Annotated in this window: 21 protein-coding genes; 5 read left to right on the forward strand and 16 right to left on the reverse strand. The window is 70.5% G+C overall.

Annotated features, from left to right (window positions below; all coding sequences use genetic code 11):
- Positions 1-2 precede the first annotated feature (2 nt).
- Genes VO99_RS06270 through VO99_RS06290 form a run of 5 tightly spaced genes read right to left on the reverse strand, consistent with a single transcriptional unit; the run spans position 3 to position 4,131 of the window.
- Positions 3-743, reverse strand: coding sequence for a class II aldolase/adducin family protein (locus VO99_RS06270; protein WP_046112143.1), 741 nt, complete (start codon positions 741-743; stop codon positions 3-5).
- Entirely contained in the window at positions 743-1,498 is a 756-nt protein-coding gene (locus VO99_RS06275) for an ABC transporter permease (RefSeq protein WP_232315280.1), read from the reverse strand. The genes VO99_RS06270 and VO99_RS06275 overlap by 1 nt, the downstream gene beginning before the upstream one ends.
- Complete coding sequence (locus tag VO99_RS06280) at positions 1,480-2,256, reverse strand: ABC transporter permease (RefSeq protein WP_046111964.1); 777 nt, start codon at positions 2,254-2,256, stop codon at positions 1,480-1,482. Before VO99_RS06280 ends, VO99_RS06275 begins: the two co-directional genes overlap by 19 nt.
- The gene (locus VO99_RS06285) at positions 2,253-3,110 is read right to left on the reverse strand and encodes an ABC transporter ATP-binding protein (RefSeq protein WP_052736128.1); all 858 of its coding nucleotides are present in this window, start codon (positions 3,108-3,110) and stop codon (positions 2,253-2,255) included. Before VO99_RS06285 ends, VO99_RS06280 begins: the two co-directional genes overlap by 4 nt.
- Positions 3,111-3,123: 13 nt before the next feature.
- Entirely contained in the window at positions 3,124-4,131 is a 1,008-nt protein-coding gene (locus tag VO99_RS06290) for an ABC transporter substrate-binding protein (RefSeq protein ID WP_046111965.1), read from the reverse strand.
- 95 nt (positions 4,132-4,226) lie between these two features.
- Here VO99_RS06290 and iaaH point away from each other — a divergent pair, with 95 nt between their 5' ends.
- Positions 4,227-5,663, forward strand: coding sequence for an indoleacetamide hydrolase (iaaH, locus tag VO99_RS06295; RefSeq protein ID WP_083440402.1), 1,437 nt, complete (start codon positions 4,227-4,229; stop codon positions 5,661-5,663).
- 30 nt (positions 5,664-5,693) lie between these two features.
- Here iaaH and VO99_RS06300 read toward each other — a convergent pair whose 3' ends face one another.
- From VO99_RS06300 to VO99_RS06310, 3 genes are read right to left on the reverse strand one after another with little or no spacing between them, the layout of a single operon-like run.
- A complete protein-coding gene (locus VO99_RS06300; RefSeq protein WP_046112145.1) occupies positions 5,694-6,659 on the reverse strand; it encodes a Bug family tripartite tricarboxylate transporter substrate binding protein in 966 nt (321 codons plus the stop codon).
- Between the two features lie 11 nt (positions 6,660-6,670).
- Positions 6,671-7,678, reverse strand: coding sequence for a D-2-hydroxyacid dehydrogenase (locus VO99_RS06305; protein ID WP_046112146.1), 1,008 nt, complete (start codon positions 7,676-7,678; stop codon positions 6,671-6,673).
- A 60-nt stretch (positions 7,679-7,738) separates the two neighbouring features.
- Positions 7,739-8,530 (reverse strand): class II aldolase/adducin family protein, encoded by a 792-nt coding sequence (locus VO99_RS06310; protein WP_046111967.1) that lies wholly within the window; start codon positions 8,528-8,530, stop codon positions 7,739-7,741.
- Positions 8,531-8,605: 75 nt separating this feature from the next.
- On the opposite strand from VO99_RS06310, the gene VO99_RS06315 reads away from it, so the two are divergent.
- The gene (locus VO99_RS06315) at positions 8,606-9,532 is read left to right on the forward strand and encodes a LysR family transcriptional regulator (RefSeq protein WP_046111968.1); all 927 of its coding nucleotides are present in this window, start codon (positions 8,606-8,608) and stop codon (positions 9,530-9,532) included.
- A 52-nt stretch (positions 9,533-9,584) separates the two neighbouring features.
- Here the strand turns inward: VO99_RS06315 and VO99_RS06320 are convergent, their stop codons facing one another.
- The 8 genes from VO99_RS06320 to VO99_RS06355 all read right to left on the reverse strand — a co-directional run bounded on the left by VO99_RS06320 (position 9,585) and on the right by VO99_RS06355 (position 18,618).
- On the reverse strand, positions 9,585-10,166 hold the full coding sequence (locus VO99_RS06320; RefSeq protein ID WP_157039464.1) for a PEP-CTERM sorting domain-containing protein: 582 nt from the start codon (positions 10,164-10,166) through the stop codon (positions 9,585-9,587).
- A 65-nt stretch (positions 10,167-10,231) separates the two neighbouring features.
- Complete coding sequence (locus VO99_RS06325) at positions 10,232-12,460, reverse strand: S8 family serine peptidase (RefSeq protein WP_052736129.1); 2,229 nt, start codon at positions 12,458-12,460, stop codon at positions 10,232-10,234.
- Between the two features lie 192 nt (positions 12,461-12,652).
- Complete coding sequence (locus VO99_RS06330; RefSeq protein ID WP_198156882.1) at positions 12,653-13,102, reverse strand: hypothetical protein; 450 nt, start codon at positions 13,100-13,102, stop codon at positions 12,653-12,655.
- Positions 13,103-13,192: 90 nt separating this feature from the next.
- A complete protein-coding gene (locus VO99_RS06335) occupies positions 13,193-14,158 on the reverse strand; it encodes a Bug family tripartite tricarboxylate transporter substrate binding protein (protein ID WP_046111971.1) in 966 nt (321 codons plus the stop codon).
- A 29-nt stretch (positions 14,159-14,187) separates the two neighbouring features.
- Positions 14,188-15,369: a tricarballylate utilization 4Fe-4S protein TcuB gene (gene tcuB / locus VO99_RS06340; RefSeq protein ID WP_046111972.1), complete on the reverse strand. Its 1,182-nt coding sequence runs from the start codon at positions 15,367-15,369 to the stop codon at positions 14,188-14,190.
- The gene (gene tcuA / locus VO99_RS06345; protein ID WP_046111973.1) at positions 15,356-16,771 is read right to left on the reverse strand and encodes an FAD-dependent tricarballylate dehydrogenase TcuA; all 1,416 of its coding nucleotides are present in this window, start codon (positions 16,769-16,771) and stop codon (positions 15,356-15,358) included. Before tcuA ends, tcuB begins: the two co-directional genes overlap by 14 nt.
- A gap of 81 nt (positions 16,772-16,852) precedes the next feature.
- Entirely contained in the window at positions 16,853-17,779 is a 927-nt protein-coding gene (locus VO99_RS06350) for a LysR family transcriptional regulator (RefSeq protein WP_046111974.1), read from the reverse strand.
- Positions 17,780-17,841: 62 nt separating this feature from the next.
- A complete protein-coding gene (locus VO99_RS06355; protein WP_046111975.1) occupies positions 17,842-18,618 on the reverse strand; it encodes an SDR family NAD(P)-dependent oxidoreductase in 777 nt (258 codons plus the stop codon).
- Positions 18,619-18,773: 155 nt separating this feature from the next.
- Between VO99_RS06355 and VO99_RS06360 the strand changes: the two genes are divergently transcribed.
- From VO99_RS06360 to VO99_RS06370, 3 genes are read left to right on the forward strand one after another with little or no spacing between them, the layout of a single operon-like run.
- Positions 18,774-19,556 carry an IclR family transcriptional regulator gene (locus VO99_RS06360; RefSeq protein WP_052736167.1) on the forward strand — a complete coding sequence of 261 codons (783 nt, stop codon included), beginning with the start codon at positions 18,774-18,776 and terminating at the stop codon, positions 19,554-19,556.
- The gene (locus tag VO99_RS06365) at positions 19,553-20,551 is read left to right on the forward strand and encodes a 2-dehydro-3-deoxygalactonokinase (protein WP_046111977.1); all 999 of its coding nucleotides are present in this window, start codon (positions 19,553-19,555) and stop codon (positions 20,549-20,551) included. The genes VO99_RS06360 and VO99_RS06365 overlap by 4 nt, the downstream gene beginning before the upstream one ends.
- Complete coding sequence (locus VO99_RS06370; protein WP_083440404.1) at positions 20,548-21,213, forward strand: 2-dehydro-3-deoxy-6-phosphogalactonate aldolase; 666 nt, start codon at positions 20,548-20,550, stop codon at positions 21,211-21,213. The genes VO99_RS06365 and VO99_RS06370 overlap by 4 nt, the downstream gene beginning before the upstream one ends.
- Positions 21,214-21,222: the final 9 nt, after the last annotated feature.

Raw genomic sequence — 21,222 nt, forward strand, 5'->3', positions numbered from 1 at the left:
TCTCACAGTCGGTAATCGGGTTGCGTGCGGTCGAGCATCCGGACGAAGGCCGGCCACTCGCGGGTGCCGGGCGGCAGGATGTCGCCGGCGAATTCGTTGAACTGGCGCGCGGCCAATGCGCTGGCCTCGGGCGGCGGCAGCACCAGGCTTTCGCCGGCACCCAGGCCCGACTGCGCCAGCAGCTGCACCCGCGCGGCCTTCTCGAAGTAGTACATCAGGATGAAGGCCTCGGGGATGGTGCGGCCCACCGTCAGCACGCCGTGGTTGCGCAGCACCAGCGTGTGGTGCGGGCCCAGGTCGCGCACCAGGCGTTCGCGCTCGTCCAGGTCCAGCGCCACGCCTTCGTACGCGTGGAAGCCGGTATGGCCCTGGTAGCGCATCGCGAACTGGCTGACCGGCGCCAGCCCGCCCGGCAGCGCCGAGATGGCGGTGCCCGCATCGCTGTGGGTGTGCAGCACGCACAGCGCATCGGGCCGCGCGGCATGGATGGCGCTGTGGATCACGAAGCCGGCGCGGTTGACCTCGTGGTCGCTGGGCTCCACCTTGCGCCCTTCCAGGTCGATCTTCACCAGGCAGGAGGCCGTCACTTCCGAGAACAACAGCCCGTAGGGGTTGATCAGGAAGTGGTGTTCGCTGCCCGGCACCCGGGCCGAGATGTGGTTGTAGATCAGGTCGTCCATGCCGAAGTGGCTGACGAGCCGGTAGCAGGCCGCGAGCTGGATGCGAAGTTCGGCTTCGGTCATCAGCGCCACCACACGATCTTCTGGTCCACCCACACCAGCAGGCCATACAGCACCATGCTGGCCACCGAGGCAAACAGCACCGCCGACCACACGCTCAGCAGGTCGATCATCTGCGTCGATTCATAGATCACGCGGCCCAGGCCGGCATAGGCGCCCAGCATCTCGCCGACGATGGCCACGATCATGCTGCGCGGCACGCTGATGCGCAGCGCCGTGACCACCGAGGGCATGGCGCAGGGCAGCCGCAGCCGCCACACCAGCGCCAGCCGGCCGGCGCCGAAGCTGCGCATCAGGTTGATGGCCGCCTCGTCGGCCAGCTTCAGGCCATGCAGCGCATTGATCAGCATGGTGAAGCCCACCGCCAGCGTGATGAGTGCCACCTTGGAGGCCGGCCCCAGGCCGAACCAGATCAGGAAGATGGGCGCGTAGGCCACCGTGGGCACCGAGTTCACCGCCACCGCGATTGGCAGCAGCGCCCGCTCCAGCGGCCTGACCAGCACCATCACGATGGCCAGCAGCAGGCCCAGCAGGCTGCCCAGCAGGTAGCCGCCCAGCGCCTCGCCCAATGTGGCCAGGAGCGCACCCGAGAGCTTGTCGAAATCGGTCACCGCATGCTGCACGATGCTGTGCAGCCGCGGCAGCACGAAGGGCGGAATGTCGAACAGCACGATCGCGCCTTCCCACAGCGCCAGCAGCACCGCCACGCTGCCGGCCACCGGCGCCAGGCGCGTGGCCATCAGGCTTCGCTTCGCCACCACACCAGCCTCCTTTCGATGAAAGACAGCACGCCGTACAGCAGCATGCCCATCACGCCGCAGGCCACCATCACCACCCACAGCCGCACCACCATGTCGGCGTTCATCGCCTCCATCAGCATCACGCCCAGGCCCACGGTCTCGCCGAACCATTCGCCCACGATGGAGCCGATCAGGCTCAGGCCGATGCCCAGCCGCAGCCCCACCATCACCTGCGGCAGCGCCGAAGGCACCGCCAGCTTGATGAACAACACCAGCCCGCGGGCGCCGAAGCTGCGCATCAGCGCCACCCGCTGCGGATCGCAGCTCTTCAGCCCGCGCAGCGTGTTCACCGTCACCGGGAAAAAGGTGAGGAAGAACGCGGTCATCACCTTGGCCATCAGCGAGTTGCCGAACCAGATGACGATGAGCGCGCCGAAGGCCACGATGGGCACCGTCTGCGACACCACGAACAGCGGGAACACCGAGCGCTCCATCCAGCGCGAGTAGGTGAACACCGTGCCGAACAGGCAGCCCACCACACCGCCCATCGCGAAGCCCAGCACCGTCTCCAGCAACGTGCGGTTGAAGCTGGCCAGCAGCTGCGGCCACACTGACCAGGCGTCGCGCGCCATCGCGCTCAAGGCCGGCAGCACCCGCGGCGACGGCGCGAAGGCCAGCACCGCCAGCTCCCACAGCGCACCCACCACCAGCAGCGCGAACAGCGGCGACTGCAGGCCGCGCTGCAGCAGCTTGTCGACCGGGTTGGCGTGCTTCACGGCGCCGCCTCCTGCGCGAAGGTCTTGCGGCTTTCTTCCTCGATCTCGGCCAGCAGCCGGCGCTTGATGTGCATGAACTCCGGCGACGTCACCACCGACGGATCGCGCGGTCGCGGCAGGTCGATCACCGTCTCGCTCTTGACGGTGCCGGGCCGCGCCGTCATCACCAGCACCTTGTCGCCCAGCACGATGGCCTCGTCGATGTCGTGCGTGATGAAGAGCACCGTGCGGCGGTGGCGGGCCCAGATGTCCAGCAGCCAGTGCTGCATGAAGCTGCGCGTGAGCGCATCCAGCGCGCCGAAGGGCTCGTCGAGCAGCAGCACGTCGCGCTCGAACAGGAAGGTGCGCATCAGCGCCACCCGCTGCCGCATGCCGCCCGACAACTGGTGCGGGTAGTGCTTGGCAAAGCCCGAGAGGCCGAACTCCGGCAGCATGGCCTCGGCCTTGGCGCGGGCCACCTTGCGCGGCACGCCCTCCACTTCCATCGCGAGGATGGCGTTGTCCAGCACCGTGCGCCACGGGAACAGCAGGTCGCGCTGCGGCATGAAGCTCACCTGCCCCAGCATCTGGCCGTCGCGCTGCGGCGCGCCGCGCAGCAGCAGCGAGCCGTCGTCGTCGGGCGGCAGCAGGCCGGCGATCATGTTGAACAGGGTGGACTTGCCGCAGCCCGAAGGACCGACCAGGGTGACGAACTCGCCCTTGTTGATCTTCAGGTTGACGTTGGAGACGGCCACCGTCTGCGCCGGCGCCTCGCCGAAGCGCTTCCACACGTTGACCAGTTCCAGCATCACCGGCGGCGTGCCTGCTTCGTGCGCCGGCGCGGCCGGCTGCACCTCGAGCGGGGACATCTTCATCGGCCCGGTCCCGTCACAGCTTGCGGTCGGCCGGCGGCGCCTTGGCCAGGAAGCTCGGATCGAAGGCCTTGGCCAGGTCGGCCGGGGCCTTGATGGCCTTGTACTCCACCAGCGATTCATGCAGCTTGCCGATGGCCGGCATGTCGATGGCCAGCAGGCCTTCGGCACTGCCCTGCCCCGCCAGCAGCAGCTTGGCGAACTCGTCCAGCATCGCTTCCTGGTGCGCGCGGTTCAGGCTGGGCGCGGCGGCCATGATGATGTCGATGGCCTCCTTGCGGTTCTGCAGCGCGTACTTCCAGCCCTTGACCGACGCATTGATGAAGGCCTGCACCGCGGCCGGCTTCTCGTTGCGGAACTTCTCGTTGACCACCACCGTGTCTTGCTGCACCACCACGCCGAAGTCGTCGGGCTTGATGAGCGTGAGCTTGTCGCCCAGGCCTTGCGCCTTCAGCGTGTTCAGCTCGTTGTAGTAGGTGGCGGCGGCCACGTCGAACTGATTCTCGACGAAGGGCGCCATCGAGCCCGACTGCGGCACGATGGTCACCTCGCTCTGCTTCACGCCCTCATGCGCCAGCATCGAGTACAGCGTGTACTGGGTGCCGGTGAACCAGGTGGCCACCTTCTTGCCCTTGAAGTCCTTGACCGTCTTGATGCCCGAGTCGCTGTAGGTCACGTAGGCATAGGGCGTGCGTTGCACGCCGACGCCGATGCACACCAGCGGCAGGCCCTTCTCGCGGGCGATCAACACCACCTCGGTGCCGCCGGCCACGCCGAAGGTGTCGTTGCCCGAGCCCACCAGCGTGTCCACGCTGAGGTTGGGGCCGCCGGGGTTGATCGTCATGTCCAGCCCGGCCTGCTCATAGAAGCCCTTGGCCTTGGCCACGTAGTAGCCGGCGAACTGCGCCTGCGCCAGCCACTTCAGGCGCAGCGACACCTTCTCAGCCGCCATGGCCGGCAACGCGGCCAGCATGGCGAAACCGACGACCCATTTGCCCAGACGGCGATGTTGCGTGATACCCATGTGCGACTCCTTTGAATACACAAAGAAGGCGATTGCAGTATCCATGCCATGCCTTAACGCCCGCATCTGGCCCGCAAACTGCACCGGCAGATGGCATGAACACGCCGCATTCCAATTCCACATCCCGACTGCATCCATATCTGCACCACACCGCATACGGCGCGGTGCATGCAATGCAGGCAGGCGCACTCTCCTGCAGCGCCTATGCACACGCGCTGGTGCAGCGGGCCGAAGCGGTGCGCAACCTGAACGGGCTCATTCACCACGACCCCGCGCTGCTGCTGCAGCAGGCCACTGCACTGGACGCGGCGCATTCGTCCGAGCATGCCGCCCGGCTGCCGCTGTACGGCCTGCCGCTCGTCTTCAAGGACAACATCGACGTGGCGGGCCTGCCCACCACGGCCGGCAGCCCGTGGCTGGCCGACCATGTGCCGCAGCGCCATGCCGGCGTGGTGCAGCGGCTGCTGGCCGCGGGCGCGCTGGTGTTCGGCAAGAGCAACCTGCATGAGTGGTCGCAGGGCGTCACCGGCCACAACCATCACTTCGGGCCGGCGCGCAATCCGCATGCGCCCGATCACATCGCCGGCGGCTCCAGCGGCGGCAATGCGGTGCTGCTGGCGGCCCATGCGGTGCCGGTGGCCATCGGCACCGACACCGGCGGCTCGGTGCGGGTGCCGGCTGCGCTGTGCGGGCTGGTGGGCTTCCGGCCAACCGTGGGCCGCTGGCCTGGCGAGGGCCTGGTGCCGATCTCGCCCACCTTCGACACGGCCGGCGTGATGGCCCGGTGCGTGGCTGACTGCATGCTGGTCGATGCGGTGGCCAGCGGCCGCGGCGGTGCGGCGCCGCCTGCGCTGCCTTCGCCCGCCGCGCTGCGGCTGGGTGTGCCGCAGGCCTGGTTCTGGCAACCGCTGGACGATGACACCGCCGCCTGCTGCCAGGCCGGCCTGCAGCGGCTGCAGGCGGCGGGCGTGCAGCTCGTACCGGTGGAACTGGGCGAAGCGGGCGCGCTGTTCAATGGCGGCGCCATGTCCATCTCGCTGTTCGAGATCCTGCCGGCGCTGCAGCACTACTTCCGCAGCCATGGCCGCGGCTTCGACGTGCAGGCGCTGTTCGACGGCATCGCCAGCCCCGACGTGCGGCCGCTTTTCGCCCGGCCGATGGGGCCGGAGCGCATCACGCCGCAGGCCTACCGGCACGCGATGCAGGTGCTGCGGCCGCGGCTGCAGTCGCTGTACCGCCAGGCCTTCGCACAGCACCGGCTGGATGCGGTGCTCTATCCCACGACGCCGCTGCCGGCCGTGCCCATTGGCCAGGACGTGACGGTGGTGCTGGACGGCCAGCCGGTGCCCGCCTTCAGCGCCTACATCCGCAACACCGGGCCTGCCGGCATGGCCGGGCTGCCTTCCATCAGCCTGCCCGCGGGCTGCACGCCGGGCGGCCTGCCGGTGGGCCTGTGCCTGGACGGCGCGGCCGGCCAGGATGCGCGGTTGCTGGCCGTGGCGCAGGCGCTGGAGACGGTGATGGGTGGCTGAGCGGGCGAGGACCTTCAGCCCGCCGGCGCGCTACTCCACCGTCGCGCCCGAGTCGCGCACCACCACCTTCCACTTGTCGTGCTCGGCCCGCACGAAGCGGCCGAAGGCCTCGGACGAGCCGCCGATGGGGTCGGCCCCTTCCTGCACCATCTGCCGTTCGATCTCGGGCAGCCGCAGGATCTCGTTGACCGCGGCATTGACCTTGGCCACCACCGCGGGCGGCGTGCCGCGCGGCGCGAAGTAACCGAACCACGAGCCGGCCTCGAAGCCCGGATAGCCCGACTCGGCCACGGTCGGCACATCCGGCATCGACCGCGAGCGCTGCGGGCTGCTCACCGCCAGCGGCCGCAGCGCGCCGGTGCGGATGTGCTGGATGACCGACGGGATGGTGGCGAACATGAACTGCACCCGGCCGGCCAGCAGGTCCTTCAACGCCTCGGCGCCCTTGTAGGGCACGTGGGTGGCGGTGAAGCCGCCGCGCTGGCCGAGCATGAAGCCCGCCAGGTGCGACGAGGTGCCGATGCCGGTGGACGAATAGTTCAGCTCGCCCTTGCCCGAGCGTGCCAGCGCCACGAACTCGGCCAGCGTGGCCGCCTTGACCGACGGGTGCACCACCAGCACGTTGGGCACGTCGGCAATCTGCACCACCGGCTCCAGGTCGGTCAGCGGATTGACCGGCAGCTTCTTGTAGAGGGAGAGGTTGACCGCCATCGGCCCTACCGAATTGACGATCATCGTGTAGCCGTCGGGCGCGGCGCGGGCCACCTCCGCAGTGCCGATGTTGCCGCCGGCACCGGGCTTGTTGTCCACGATGAAGGTCTGCTTCAGCCGCTCCGACAGCTGCTGGCTGACGCTGCGGGCCAGCAGGTCGGTGGTGCCGCCGGCGGTGAAGGCCACCACCACCCGCACCGGCCGCGCCGGCCACTCGGCGGCGGGCTGGGCCTGCGCTTGTGCAAACGTGGCCAGGCAGGCCAGCGCCAGCGGCCACTTCGACATGAACGTGTACTTCAAGGAATGTCTCCTGCGGGGGTGGGAATCGGCGGGCCGGTCACCTCGTTGCGCAGCGGTGCGCCCTGGTGCCAGGCCTTCAGGTTGTGGAGGAACAGCCCATCCACACGGGCTTCATTGCCGCTGGAAAAGCCGGCGCAGTGCGGCGTCAGCAGCACCTGCGGCAGGTGCCACAGCGGTGAGTCCACCGGCAGCGGCTCCTGCGCGAACACATCGAGGTAGGCGCCGGCCAGCCGGCCTTCGCGCAGCGCGGCCACCAGCGCGGGCTCGTCCAGCACCTCGCCGCGCGCCACGTTCACCAGCCGCGCGCCGGGGCGCAGCCGCCGCAGCATCGGCGCACTGACCAGGCCGCGGGTGTGCTCGGTCAGCGGGCAGGCCAGCAGCAGCCAGTCGGTGTGCGGCAGCAGCGCGGGCAGGTCGTCCAGGCCCGCAGTGGGCAGGCCCGCGGCCGGCTCGCCGGCATGGCGGCGCACCACCGTCACGCGCAAGTCCAGCATGGTGAGGTAACGCGCCAGCGCCTGCCCGATCGGGCCCCAGCCCAACACCACCGCCTGCTGGCCGGACAGGTCGGCGGGCAGCGCCTGAAGCGGCGGCGGCGACCACCGGCGCTCGCGTTGCGCCGCGGCCAGCGCCGGCAGGCCCCGCGCCAGCGCCAGCACGCCGGCCAGCGCGGTCTGTGCCACCACCTGCGCATTGGCGCCCGACGACGTGGTGATGCGCACGCCGCGCGCCAGCAGCGCCTGGTACACCGGCCGGTCGGCGCCGGCTGAATGTGCATGCACCCAGCGCAGGCCGGGCGCCTGGCGCAGCAGCGCGTGGAAGTGGGCGGTGGCCGGCTCCAGCCTGTGCTTGGTGGAGCGGCCGGTGATGTCACGGCTGACGAAGGCCAGCTGCGCGCCGCAGGCGCTGCCGGCGGGCTGCTCCTCGGCCAGCAGCAGCCGGCAACCGGCCGGCCCACAGGCCTGCTGCAGCACCGGGCCCAGCCGCTGCGCGGCCAGGGTCGACATCAGCAGGGCGACGGGTTCGGCGGAACCGGGAGCAGCGGCGGCGGCGGGCTGCATCGGCATTCAATCGCGGTAGCCGGGGTCCAGCCGGTCGAGCTTGCGCAGCAGCGCCGGCCACTCCATCACGCCATAGGGGCGCCGGGTGCCGGGCTGGTAGTTGTTCCACGTGGCTTCCAGCACCGGCTGCGGTACCTGCACCAGCGGGCTCTGGCAGGCCATGGCCGCCAGTTGGGACCGGCACGCCAGCTCCAGCCGGTGCATCCAGTTGAAGGCCTCGCCCACGGTGCGGCCGACGGTGAGCGCGCCGTGGTTGCGCAGGATCAGCGCCTCGCCGCCGCCCAGGTCGGCGATCAGCGAAGCCTGCTCGGTCTCGTCCAGCACCACGCCCTGGTAGTCGTGGTAGCCGATCTTCAGGAAGCGCATCGCCGTCTGCGTGAGGGGCAGCAGGCCGCATTCCAGCGCGCTGACCGCCATCGACGCCCAGCTGTGGGTGTGGATCACGCAGTCCACCTCGGGCCGCGCCGCATGGACTGCGCTGTGGATCACGTAGCCCGCGCGATTGACGCCGTAGTCCAGCGCGCCGAAGTCGGGCCTGGCCAGGATGCGGCCGTCGTGGTCCACCTTGATGAGGCTGGAGGCGGTGATCTCTTCGTACATCATCCCGTAGGCATTGATGAGGAAGGCGCCGGGCTCGCCGGGCACGCGCGAGGAGATGTGATTGGCCATCATGTCGGCCATGCCGTAGTGGGCCACCAGCCGGTAGCAGGCCGCCAGGTCGATGCGGGCCTGCCACTCTGCCGGGCTGCAGTGCGGCTTCATCGAGCCGATGGCGGTGGGTGGGGTGTGCTCTTGCATGCACGGCACTCTAGGCAGCGGGCCCGTGCGCCGCATGCGCCGCCGGCCAACGGGTGTTCGGTATCCTTGAACACCATGGAACTGCGGCAGTTGAAGTACTTCGTGCGGGTGGTGGAGCTGCGCAGCATGGGCCGGGCCGCGCTGGAGCTGGACCTGGCCACCTCCACCCTGAGCCAGCAGATCAGCCAGCTTGAAGGCGAGCTGAGCACGCGGCTGCTGCAGCGCAAGTCCACCGGCGTGGAGCCCACCGATGCCGGGCTCGACTTCTTCCACCAGGCCCAGCTGATCCTGCGCCAGTGCGAGGCCGCGGCCAGCATCGCGCAGAAGGGCCGGCTCTCGGGCCATGTGAGCGTGGGCCTGGCCGGCACCACTGCGGCGATGCTGGCGGTGCCTTTCGTGCGGGCGATGCGCGAGCGCTATCCCGGCGTGCGGGTGCGGATCGTCGAAGGCCTGTCGGGCCACCTGGAAGGGCTGCTCAACTCACGGCAGCTGGACCTGGCCATCCTGTTCGATGCCGATGCGGCACGCCGCTGGAGCCTGATCCCGCTGCTGGACGAGCGGCTCTTCCTCATCGCCCGCCCCGACCTGCCCGGCCTGCCGGCGCAGGACGAAGCACCGGTGCAGGCGCTGGCGGGCCTGCCGCTCATCCTGCCCAGCGGATCGCACACGCTGCGCACGCTGGTGTTCGATGCCTGGCGCCAGGCCGGCGCCACGCCCGACGTGGTGGTGGAGATCGACGGCGTGGCCAGCCTGATGGACGCGGTGCGCGCCGGGCTGGGCGCTTCCATCCAGCCGGGCGCGGTGCTGTCGAGGCTGGACCCCAACAGCTTGCGCGCGATACGGCTGGCCGACGCCAGCGTGCGCCGCACCAGCCTGCTGGCCAGCCTGTCGGACGACGAGCTGTCGCCCGCCGGCCTGGCCGCGCGGGTGGTGATGACCGCGCTGGCGCGGCGGCTGGCGCAGGATGGCAGCTGGGCGGGGGCGACGGCACTGGTCACCTGATGGGCAGGTGCCCGCGCCGGTCGCTTGCCCGCCGTCAGCGCCCCCAGCCTTCTTACGCCTGCTTAACGCGCCGGCGCGCCGCAGCGCCCAGCACCAGCAGGCCCGCGCCCATCAAGCCCATGGTGGCCGGCTCGGGCACCGCGGTGACCGACACCGCATCCAGGTACAGCGTGCCGCCGGGGCTGGCGAAGCTGAAGGCCAGCAGCATGTCCGCGCCGGTGGTCTGGCCGCTGAACTGGTACAGCGTGTAGGGCGACTCGCCCGGCGAGGGCATCGACACCAGCGTCTGGCCGCCGAAGCTGACGCTGAAGCTGCTGCCCGCCGCGCCGTCCGACTGGAAGGCGAAGGACAGGTTGTAGGTCAGGCCGGCGGCGCCGACGTTGACCGACTGCACCAGGCTGCTGTCGGACAGTGAGCCGATGGCGGCGCTGCAGCTGCCGGCGAAGGCCGTCTGGCCGCCGCCGGTGCAGTTGACGAGGTTGAAGTCCGTGTCGCCGCCGCTGATCCAGCCGGCGAAGTCCTGCTGCTCGAAGCCGCCGTTGACCACCAGCTCTGAAGCCGCCTGCGCCGGCGTGCCGAAGGCCGCCAGGCCGGCCAGCACCACGCCCAAAATCATTGCATCGCGTTTTGCCACGATCGTTTCCCTCAATGTTGCGTGCACCGTGTGCACGGGTTGTCTTGTCGATGGCGGGCGACTGCTCAGCTTGCGGTGAGCGTCACCTTGCTGCCCAGGTAGGAGATGCGGAACTGCCGGCCGCCGGCCGTCAGCAGCGCACCTTCCGGCAGGCCGGCGAAGGTGCCGGCGATGGCGCGGGCCTCGATCAGCGTGAACACGTCGCCGCGGTTGAGCGCGGCCGACAGGTCCAGCATCAGCGTGCCGCCGAGCGCCACCGTGCCGCTGGACAGCAGCCGCGACGATTCGCCGCCCGCCTTTAGCGTGGCCTTGAAGCCGGCGCCCAGGCCCACCTTGACCATGCTGGTGCGCAGCACGTCGCCGGTGGCCACCGAGAGGTTGGCCACCACGGCCGGCACACCCGCCGCTTCCGCCGCGGTGACGCCCGGCCACAGCACACCGCCCTTGAGCACGACGACAGTGCCGGCCACGCTGCCGGTGCCGCCCAGCGTGCCGCCGCTGTTCACCGTCACGCCCGAGCTGTTGCTGCCGACGATGGACAGCTTGCCGCCCGTCACGGTGGAGCCGCCGGCATAGGTGTTGTTGCCGGTGAGGATCAGCGTGCCGCTGCCGGCCTTGGTCAGCGAGGCGTTGTACTGGCCGCGGTCGATCTTGCCCTGGATGTGCGCCGCGCGGGCGTCCATCCATTCCTTGCGCCAGCGCAGTGCGTCGGCGTGGGGGATCTTGTCGTAGGTCTCCGGCCGGCCGTTGGTGATGGCCTGCACCGCGGGGTCGTTCAGCAGGCCCTGCAGCATGAAGGCCTGGCGGCTCAGCGTGCCATTCGGGTTGAGCACGTTGGGACTGAACTCACCGGCCAACGCGATGCCCTGCTGCTTGTAGGCCGCCAGCCAGGCCAGGTCTTCCTTCTGCCGCTGCTTGATGGCCAGCTGGCCGATGTCGTTGGACCAGATGTCCAGCGGCGCCTTGCTCATGTCGTAGACCATCGGCGCCAGGAATTGGCCCGGGCCGTACATGCCCTTGGCCAGGTCGGGGATGCCCCAGCCCCAGCGCTCGTCCGGCAGGCCGTCCGGCGCCGTCCAGGCGATGGAAGCGCCGGTCGCCGAGGTCTGGCCGGTGCCCAGGAAGCGCACGCCGTCCGTCATCTTGTTGTTGGCGGTGGTGAGCATCACGTCGCGCACCTGCTTGGCATCCATGTTCGGATAGCGCGACAGCATCACGCCCATCACCGCGGTGGCCACCGGCGTGGCCGGCGAGGTGCCGCTGGAATTGGAGTAGTTGGTGTCGCCGGCGCTGCTGGTGGTGCGCACCGCATTGGACGGCGTGGACACCGTCCACCACTTGGCCAGGCCGGCCTCGTTGAAGCCCGACTGCTTGGTGTACTCCGGGTTCGCCTCGGTGGGCGGCTGCACGCCGCCGACCGCGACGAACTGCGCCTCGGCCGCCGGGTTGAACAGCGGGTAGGCCGGGCGGAAGTACGGGTTGCTCCAGTCGTTGTTGCCGGCCGAGCGCACGTTGACCGTGCCGGTCACCTTGATGACGTCCCAGATCGCATCCATGAAGGAGCGGCCCGGGTAGGCCGGGTTGTACTGGATGCCACCCGGCAGGTAGCTCTTCTTGGTGAAGAAGTACTGGTACTCCAGGTCCTTCAGGAACTCGTTGGGGATGGTGCTGGCCATCGCCACCGGGTTGGCGCTGTCCTTGCCGGAAAGCTGGTAGCCGTTGACCAGGTTGCCGTCGGCGCCCAGATCGTTGCCAAAGGCATCGAAGCGGGTGCGGTTCAGCGTCTGGACGAAGGAGCCCCAGCTGCTGTTGATGACCTTGGCGCCGGCATCCACCAATGCCTTGTTGGCGGTGTACCAGTACACGTAGTCGTGGAACGGACCGTGCGACTGGGTGTCCGAGCCGCCGGTGCGTGCCACCATCATCTTGGAAGCGAAGGCGATGCCGTGCTGGGCCACGCCGTCGCGGATGCCGGAGGTGACGCCCAGCATGCCGGTGCCGTGCGACCAGTCGGTGGTGCGCGCCTGGTCGCCGTCGATGGTGAAGCGCTCGCCGGCGGTGAACGGGTTCGCCGGCGTGACGGTGTTGCGGTAGCCGAAGCCCGAGGTGCCGTACACACCCTCGCCACGCGCCGGCGCGATCAGCGTCGTCTGGAAGCCTTCATGGGTGGTGCGGTAGCCCGAGTCCATCATGCCCAGCGTGATGCCCTGGCCGTAGTAGCCCAGCGCATAGGCGGTGGAGGCATTGACCGCCACCAGCTGCGCCCCCCTGCCGTGCAGCGGCAAGGTCGCCACGCCACCGGTACACATTGATCGATACATCCTGACCTCCAGTGATCTTTTAAGAAATGCCGTGAAACATTTCGCACGATCCATGCCAATCGGCTTGACATGCAGGAGTGGGTGCAGTGGGGCCCAAAGGGGTCGGAAAACCGACGCCGCGGGGCTTGCAGCGGTTGGGTTTCCGTCCGTCCGTTGTGTGCCCCGTCAGCGAGGCTCGAGCAGAAACGTTTCGCCGGCGCCGGAAGCGGTGCGGCGCACCTTGAACACGGCGTGATCGCGCGGCTGGCCCGTCTCGGGAAACGGGAAGTCGAATTCGCCGTTGGACAGGGCATGCAGCTCCACGTGCGTGACGCGGTCCTCCAGGGCAAACACCAGGAAGGTCTGGTCCTGCCCGGCGCGCTCAATGCGGATCACCCGGCCGCACGCATTCCTGCCCGCGTGGATGAACCGACAGACTTCCTCCCGCGTGACGCCAGGCTTGAAGGCATAGAACCTGTCCCAGCCAAAGGACGTGAGCGAGGCGAGTGCCACCTCCTGGTTGCCCGCGTTGCGCACGGCCTGGCCCAGCCGCTGGCTGATCATGCCCACGCCGTTGGTGGCCTCCGAGCAGGCAGCGACCAGCACGATGGCAACGACGCTGGCGAACAACGACAACCGAGGGCGCATGCGGAAGGTCGGAGTGGGGAACGTGGCCGCAGAGTAGCGCACCCTGGCGCGGCGCAGGCCGCGCCCGCGACGCCATCCTCAATCCGCCTTGATGCCCCGCTGCCTCACCAGCTCGCCCCAGGTCCTCGACTCGCTGGCGATGTAGTCGGCCAGCTGCTTGCGGCTGCCCGGCGCGGGGGTGAGGCCGTGGCGGTCGAGTTCGGCCTTGACCTCCGGGTCGCGCAGGGCCTTGACCAGCTCGGTGTTCCAGCGGTCCAGCACCGCCGCGGGTGTCTTGCCCGGCGCCACGAAGGCATACCAGTTGGTGGCGCTGAAGCCCGGGAAGCCGGACTCGGCCACGGTAGGCACGTTGGGCATGAACTCCGAGCGCTGCAGGCCGGTAGTCGCAAGGGGCACCAGCTTGCCGGTCTCGATGTGCGGCGCGGCGGTGGCCGGGGTGCTGTAGTAGGCGGCGACGCGGCTGCCCAGCAGGTCCTGCAGCGCCGGGGCGCCGCCCTTGTAGGGGATGTGCACGGTGTCGATGCCGGCGCGCTGGTTCAGCAGCTCGCCCGCCAGGTGGGAGGCCGACCCGGCGCCGGTGGAGGCGAAGTCCAGCTTGCCGGGCTCGGCCTTGGCCTTGGCGATGAACTCGGCCAGCGTCTTCACGCCCACGCCCTGGTGCACCACCAGCACGTTCGGAAAGCTCACGCCCATGGTCAGCGGCGCCAGGTCCTTCTGCGGGTCGTAGCCCACCTTCATCAGGTGCGGCGCGATGGTCAGCGGGCCGATGGAGCCGAGCAGGATCACCGAGCCGTCGGGCTCGGCCTTGGCCACGAACTGGTGGGCGATGTTGCCGCCGGCGCCGGCGCGGTTGTCGACCACCACGCTCTGGCCGATGTTGGCTTGCAGCTTCTTCGCGATCATGCGGGCGGCTGCATCGGCCGCCCCGCCGGCAGCAAAGCCGACCACCATCGTGATCGGCTTCTTCGGCAGGTCCTGCGCGGCGGCGGGCCGGCTGAAGGCGAGCGCGCAGAGCGCGGCGGCGGCAAGCAGGCGGGTGTGCATCGGGTCGTCTCCGTTGGCGTTTTGAGTGTTCAGTCGTCACCGAGCTGAAGCCGGCTGGGCTGGCGCTTCTCGATGGCCCACTTCAGCAGCGCGGCGCTGCGGTAGATGCCATGCGCGAACTTGCCGTAGGGCATGGTGGCGAACAGCGCCATCACCGCGCCCAGGTGCACCGACAGCAGCAGTGCCAGCGCCGCGCTGCCCTTGCCCACCATCAACGCCAGGCCGCTGGCCGCGGTGAGCAGCAGCAGGCCGATGAAGGCGCGGTCCATCGGCCGCTGGCGCAGGTCCTGCTGCAATGCATGCCGCCGCAGGTTCAGCCAGAACAGGCCCACGGTGCCCACCACCAGCATCACGCCACCGCTGATGCCCAGCAGCTTGGGTAGCGTGGTGTAGCCATAGGGCGCCGGCCAGTCCAGCAGGTAGTGGTACAGCGTGGCCACGCTGGTGGCCGCGAAGCACAGCAGGAAGCCGTAGAACGTGAGGTGGTGGAAGCGGCGGCGGGCCTGGGTGAAGCGGTCGTCGGCGTTGTTGCAGCCTTCTCCGTGGCCGCCGTCCAGGTACTTCAGCCGCAGCACGTCGTGCGTGGCCTCGGCCACCGCGGCGGCGCTGGCCGTCCCCGGCACCTCGCTGCGCCAGAAGCGCCGCACGCCGATGCCCAGCGCCAGCACCGCGAACAGGAACACCGGCGCAAACAGCGCCACCATCAGGTTGTGCGGAAACACTGCATAGAAGTTGCCGCCCTCCACCCCGCCCCACAAGCCGCCGTGCAGCGCGGCCGCCAGCATCATGAACAGCGCCAGCCCGCCCGCCAGGGCCAGCGCCAGCGTCAGGCCGTTGCGCTGGTACAGCCGGCCCAGCGCGGGCGGCCAGGCGTATTCGCTGTAGGTGCCCAGCCGCACCTCGGCCATCGCCCGCGGCACATTGACCGCGAACTCGTGCGGCGGCGCGTACTGGCAGGCATGCAGGCAGGCGCCGCAGTTGTGGCACAGGTTGGCCAGGAAGTTGACGTCGTTCTTGGCGAAGTCCAGCCGCCGCGTCATCGCCGGGAACACGGCGCAGAAGCCTTCGCAGTACCGGCAGGCATTGCAGATCTGCAGCACGCGCGCCACCTCGGCCTCGCTGCCGGTCATCGGCTGGATGGGGATCACGCGCGCAGGCGCGGCACCGCCCAGCGAAGCGGCTTCGCGCACCAGGGTGTCAAGCGGGGACATGCTCGGCCTTCTTCAAGGTGGGTGCGGCGGCGGCTGCCGCCGCCTGGGTGCCGGCGATGCGGCCGAAGGCCGTGCCGATGCTCATGCCCACGCCTGCGGTGTAGCCCTGGCCCAGCACGTTGCCGGCCATCATCTCGCCGGCCACGAAGAGGTTGGGGCTGGGCCGGCCGGCGAAGCGCACCGCGGCGGTCTCGTCCACCTTCAGGCCCAGGTAGGTGAAGGTGACGCCGGGCTTGAGCGCATAGCCATAGAACGGGGGCGTGTCGATCGGCCGCGCCCAGTGGGTCTTGGCCGGGGCCAGGCTTTCGGTGCGGCAGTCGTCCAGCCGGGTGTGGTCGAAGCTGCCGGGCCGGCAGGCCGCGTTGTAGGCCTGCAGCGTCTGCACGAAGGCGGCTTCGTCCAGGCCCAGGCCGCGCGCCAGCTCGGGCAGGCTGCCCGCCTTGACGCCCGGGAACACCGGCGGCATGAAGCGGCCCACCGCCTTGGCATCGATCACCGAATAGGCCACCTGCCCCGGCTGCTGCGCCACCAGGCGGCCCCAGATGGCATAGCGCTTGGGCCAGAAGTCCTCGCCTTCGTCGTAGAAGCGGCGGGCCTCGCGGTTGACCACCACGCCCAGCGACACGCAGTCGATGCGGGTGCAGATGCCGCCGTCGTACAGCGGCGCGCGGGCGTCGATGGCCACCATGTGCGCCTGCGTCGGGTCGCCGATGGTGTCGGCGCCGGCGTCGATCATGAAGCGCAGCAGCACGCCGGTGTTGAAGCGGGTGCCGCGGATCAGGAAGTTGTCGGCCGGGTGCTCGCCGCGCTCGTTCACGCCCCAGGCTTCGCGCAGCCATTCGCGGTTGGACTCGAAGCCGCCCGAGGCCAGCACGCAGGCCTTGGCCGCGAAGCGCTGGCCGCCCGACCAGGCGGCGACGAAGCGGCCGTCCTGCAACTCCAGCCGGTCCACCGGCGTGTCGTAGCGCAGCTGCACGCCCAGCCGCTCGGCGCTGCGGTAGTAGGCATTGACCAGCGCCTTGCCGCCGCCCATGAAGAAGGCATTGGTGCGCGCGGTGTGCAGCGCGCCTGACAGCGAGGGCTGGAAGTGCACGCCATGGCGGCGCATCCAGGGCCGGCAGGTGGCGCTGGCACGGATCACCAGCCGGGCCAGCGCCTCGTTGGTGCGGCCGCCGGTGACCTTGAGCAGGTCCTGCCAGAACTCCTCCTCGGTGTAGGCCTCCACCAGCACGTCCTGCGGAGCGTCGTGCATGCAGCGCAGGTTGCGCACGTGCTGCGAATTGCCGCCGCGCCACTCACGCGGCGAGGCTTCCAGCAGCTGCACCGTCGCGCCCGCCTCGCGCGCCATCAGCGCGGCGCACAGCGCGGCATTGCCTCCACCGATGACCAGCACGTCCGTCAAGTCGCCGTCTCCTGCTTTGAATGCAGGCGACTCTAGGTGGCGTGCGCTGCAGCCGCTAGACGGCCGCCGGGCAACAGGTGTTCAGGCTTCGTGAAGGGTGGCACCCGGCCAATGGCCGCCCTGCACCAGGCCGCGGGCCACATCGCGCAGCACCACCCGGGCGGCCAGCGCAGCGGGCGACAGCTCGTCATCCGGCAGCATGGCCAGCAGGTTCACGCGGCGGGCGCTGCGGTCGGCGATCTCGATGCGCACGATGTCGTCGCCCGCCAGCCGGGCCGTGGCCGCGCCGGGCTGGATGGTGGCGGCCAGGCCGGCGCACACCGCATCCATCAGCACCGCCAGGCCGTCCACCTCGTACAGCAGGTTGGCGCTGCCGCGGGCGCGGCGAAAGGCGGCGTCCACCGTGGCGCGCAGGCCGTGGTGGTTGCTGGGCAGCACCAGCGGCAGGCTGCCCAGCTGGGCCAGCCGCACCCGCGTGGCTGCCGGCAGGCCCGGCAGGCCGCGCAGGCCCAGCACGAACAGCCGCTCGTCCAGCAGCGGCACGGTGGAATGGCCGGCCGCGGTGCCGGTGTCGAACAACACCGCCAGGTCCAGCTGGCGGGCGGTGAGCATGCCCGCCAGGTGGCCGGACAGGCTTTCCACCATGCGCAGCCGCACGTCCGGGTAGCGCTGGTGCATGGCCCGCATGAAGGGCAGCGCCAGCACCGCCGACGTGGAAGGCGCCAGCCCGACGCTGACATGGCCGGACAACCGCGCCTGCTGCGCCGCCCGCACCGCATCGTCGGCATGCCGCAGGGCCAGTTGCGCCTGCCGGTAGAAGGCCAGGCCGGCATCGGTGGGGCGGGTGCCGCTGGCACTGCGCTGCAGCAGCCGCGTGGCCAGCTCGCCTTCCAGCCGCGTGATCTGCTGGCTCAGCGCCGAAGTGACCATGCCCAGCTGCTGGGCCGCGCGGCCCATGCTGCCCGACTCCACCACGCTGACGAAGTAGCGCAACTGACGCAGTTCCAAGACGGGGCCTCCGAAGGGGGAGGCGCCAGTATCCGCCGCAGCTCAGGCGGGCGGCCGATGGCTCAAGGCATGTACTGCCCGCCGTTGATGTCCAGCACCTGGCCGGTGATGTAGCCGCTGGCCGCATGCGAGGCGAAGAACAGGAAGGCCGGCGCGGCGTCCTCCGGCTGGCCGAAGCGGCCCATGGGGATGCCGCGCGAGATGGCCGCCTTCACTTCGGCCGACTTGTCGGCATGGAAGGCGGTGTCGAAGGTGCCGGGCGACACCGTGTTAAAGCGGATGCCGTCGGCGGTGTGGAAACCCACCCAGTTCTTCTGGATGTTGTGCAGCCAGGCCTTGGCCGCGCCGTACAGGCCGGCGCCCGGCCCGCCGCCGGTGTAGGCCGCCACCGAGCCCACCAGGATCACGGAGGCGGTCTGCCCGCTGGTCTGCGCCGAGGCCTTCAGGTGCGGCAGCGCAAAGCGCGTGGTCATCAGCGCCGACCGTGCATTGAGGTGATGCACCGCATCGAAGAAGCCGTCGTCGATCTCGGCCAGCGGCACCCGCGCCACCAGGCCGCCGGCGTTGTTCACCAGCACGTCGATGCCGCCGAAGCGCTCGACGAAGGCCTGCACCATGCGCTGGCAATCCTCGGTGCGCGACAGGTCGCCGGGCAGGAACATCGCCTGTCCGCCATCGGCCTGCAGCGCCTGCAGCCGCTGCCCCAGGTCCGCCGGCGCACTGCGGCCGTTGAAGCCCACCTGCGCGCCGCAGCGCGCGAAGGCCTGCACCGCGGCCCAGCCGATGCCCTGGGTGGAACCGGTGACCAGCACCCGCCGGCCCTTCAAGTCGCTGAACATGCTGTGTGTGCTCCTGCTGTGTACGCGGGGCCCCCGGCCCGGCTGCGCGGCGATGTTGGCGCAACGGCGGCAGCAAGTGCAAATGTCCCGATAGTTGGGACCGCGTGCCGATTTTTGACACACCATTGGCACCTTCCTACGATGCGCCCGAACCCATGGAAACCGACACCGCACCCATCACCGCCAGCGGCACGCAGACGCTGATGCGCGGCCTGCAGCTCATCGAATGCGTGGCCGAAGGCATCGGCGACGTGCGCGGCATCGCCCAGCGCCTGGGCACGCCGCGCAGCACCACCCACCGCATGCTGGGCAGCCTGGTGCAGGCCGGCTGGCTGCATCACATCCCTTACCGCGGCTACCTGCTGGGGCCCAAGCTGCTGTGGCTGGGCCAGCAGGCCAGCGAGCAGCGGCCGCTGGCCGCGCTGGCGCATCCGCACCTGGCGCTGCTGGCGCAGCAGACCGGCGACACGGTGCACCTGGGCACGGTGGAGGCCGACGAGGTGCTCTACCTGGACAAGGTGTCCGGCACCAAGGGGCTGGAGATGCGCTCGCGCATCGGCCAGCGCATGCCGCTGGCCTCCACCGGCGTGGGCAAGGCGCTGATGCTGGGGATGGACGAGGACCGCTGGAAGCCGCTGCACAAGCAGGCGCAGCAGGCGCGCGCCCCCGGCAAGCCCGCACTGCGGCCCTGGCGGCAGTGGCTGGCCGAGATGCGCCGCTACCGCGAGCAGGGCGTGGTGATGGACCTGGAGGAGAACGAATACGGCATTCGCTGCGTGGGCGCGCCGGTGCGAGACATCAGCGGCGAGGTGGTGGCCGCCATCAGCGTGGCCAGCGCCCTGCCCTACATGCCCGATGAACGCATGGCCCGGATGGCGCCGGTGGTGCGCACGCGGGCGCAGGCCCTGTCCCGCGAGCTGGGCTGGAGCGGCGCATGACCCACACGCAGCCGACGGTCGACCTGCTGGCCCTCGACTGGGGCACTTCCAACCTGCGCGCCTATGCCCTGGCCGCCGACGGCCGGGTGCTGGCCGAGCGCAGCAGCGCCCGCGGCATCGCGCAGCTGGCGCAGCCCGGCGACGCCGGCTTCGAGCAGGCGCTGGACGAGATCGCCGGCGACTGGCTGCGCGCCCGCCCCGGCCTGCCGATGGTGGCCTGCGGCATGGTGGGCAGTGCCCAGGGCTGGCGCGAGGCCGCCTACGTGCCCTGTCCCGCCGACGTGCAGCGGCTGGCCGACCAGGCCTGCCGGGTGGCCACCGCGCACGGCCCGCTGCTGATTGCGCCCGGCCTGCTGCATGCGCCGGCCGATGCGCCGCCCGACGTGATGCGCGGCGAGGAGATCCAGATCGCCGGCGCGCTGGCCGCCCTGCCTGCGGCCGGCCTCGATGCCGACGAGGCCTGGCTGCTGCTGCCCGGCACGCACGCCAAGTGGGCGCAGGTGCGGCACGGCCGGGTGCTCGGCTTTGCCACCTACATGACCGGTGAGCTGTATGCGGTGCTGCGCAAGCATTCCCTGCTGGGGCGCACCATGCCGGCGGAGACGGACGGGCCCGTGGCCAGCGACGAAGCCGCCTTTGCCGCAGGCGTCGCGCAAGCCCGGCAGGCCGGCCCGGGCGACCTGCCGCACCAGCTGTTCGCCACCCGCACGCTGGGCCTCACCGGGCGGCTGGGGCCGCAGGCCCAGGCCGACTACCTCTCGGGCCTGCTCATCGGGCATGAACTGGTGTCCGGCCTGGCGCGGCTGCAGGGCCGCCCGCCGCTGGTGCTGGTGGGCGAGCCGGCGCTGCTGCAGCGCTATGCGGGCGCGCTGCATGCCCTGGGGCAGGCACCCGCCGCCTTGCTGGGCAACAGCGCTCCGCAGGGCTTGTTGCAGTTCGCATGCGCGGCCGGCCTGCTGGCCGGGCATGCGCCGACCTTGAAAGCCGTTCCATGACCGACGTTCTCCATCCCGATGCCGCCTTGCGCGCCCACCGCTTCCAGCAGGCCCGCCGACTGCTGCCGCTGGTGGCCATCCTGCGCGGCCTGCAGCCCGAAGAAGCCATCGGCGTGGGCCAGGCGCTGGCCGAGGCCGGTTTCCATTTCGTCGAGGTGCCGCTCAATTCGCCCGATGCCTTCGAGAGCATCCGCCGCCTGCGCGGCCACCTGCCTTCCGAAGTGCTGGTGGGCGCCGGCACCGTGATGCAGCTGGCCGAGGTGGCGCAGCTGGCCGCGCTGGGCGCCGACCTGGTGGTGATGCCGCATGCCGACGTGGCCCTGATCCGCGAGGCCAAGGCCCAGGGACTGCTGTGCCTGCCCGGCGTGGCCACGCCCACCGAAGCCTTCGCCGCGCTGGCTGCCGGCGCGGACGGGCTCAAGCTGTTCCCGGCCGAGCTGGTGAGCCCCGCGGCGGTGAAGGCGATGCGCGCCGTGCTGCCACCGGGGCTGCTGCTGCTGCCGGTGGGCGGCATCACGCCCGGGGGCATGGCCGCCTACCGCCAGGCCGGTGCCGGCGGCTTCGGCCTGGGCAGCGCTCTGTATGCACCCGGCCTGGGCGCCGACGAGGTGGGCCGCCGCGCGCGGGAGTTCGTCGCCGCCTGGCAGGCGCCGGGCGGCTGAGATTTCTAA

Origin of the sequence: Aquincola tertiaricarbonis (genome assembly GCF_000969605.1) — a bacterium.
In the GTDB taxonomy this organism is placed as follows: domain Bacteria; phylum Pseudomonadota; class Gammaproteobacteria; order Burkholderiales; family Burkholderiaceae_C; genus Aquincola; species Aquincola tertiaricarbonis.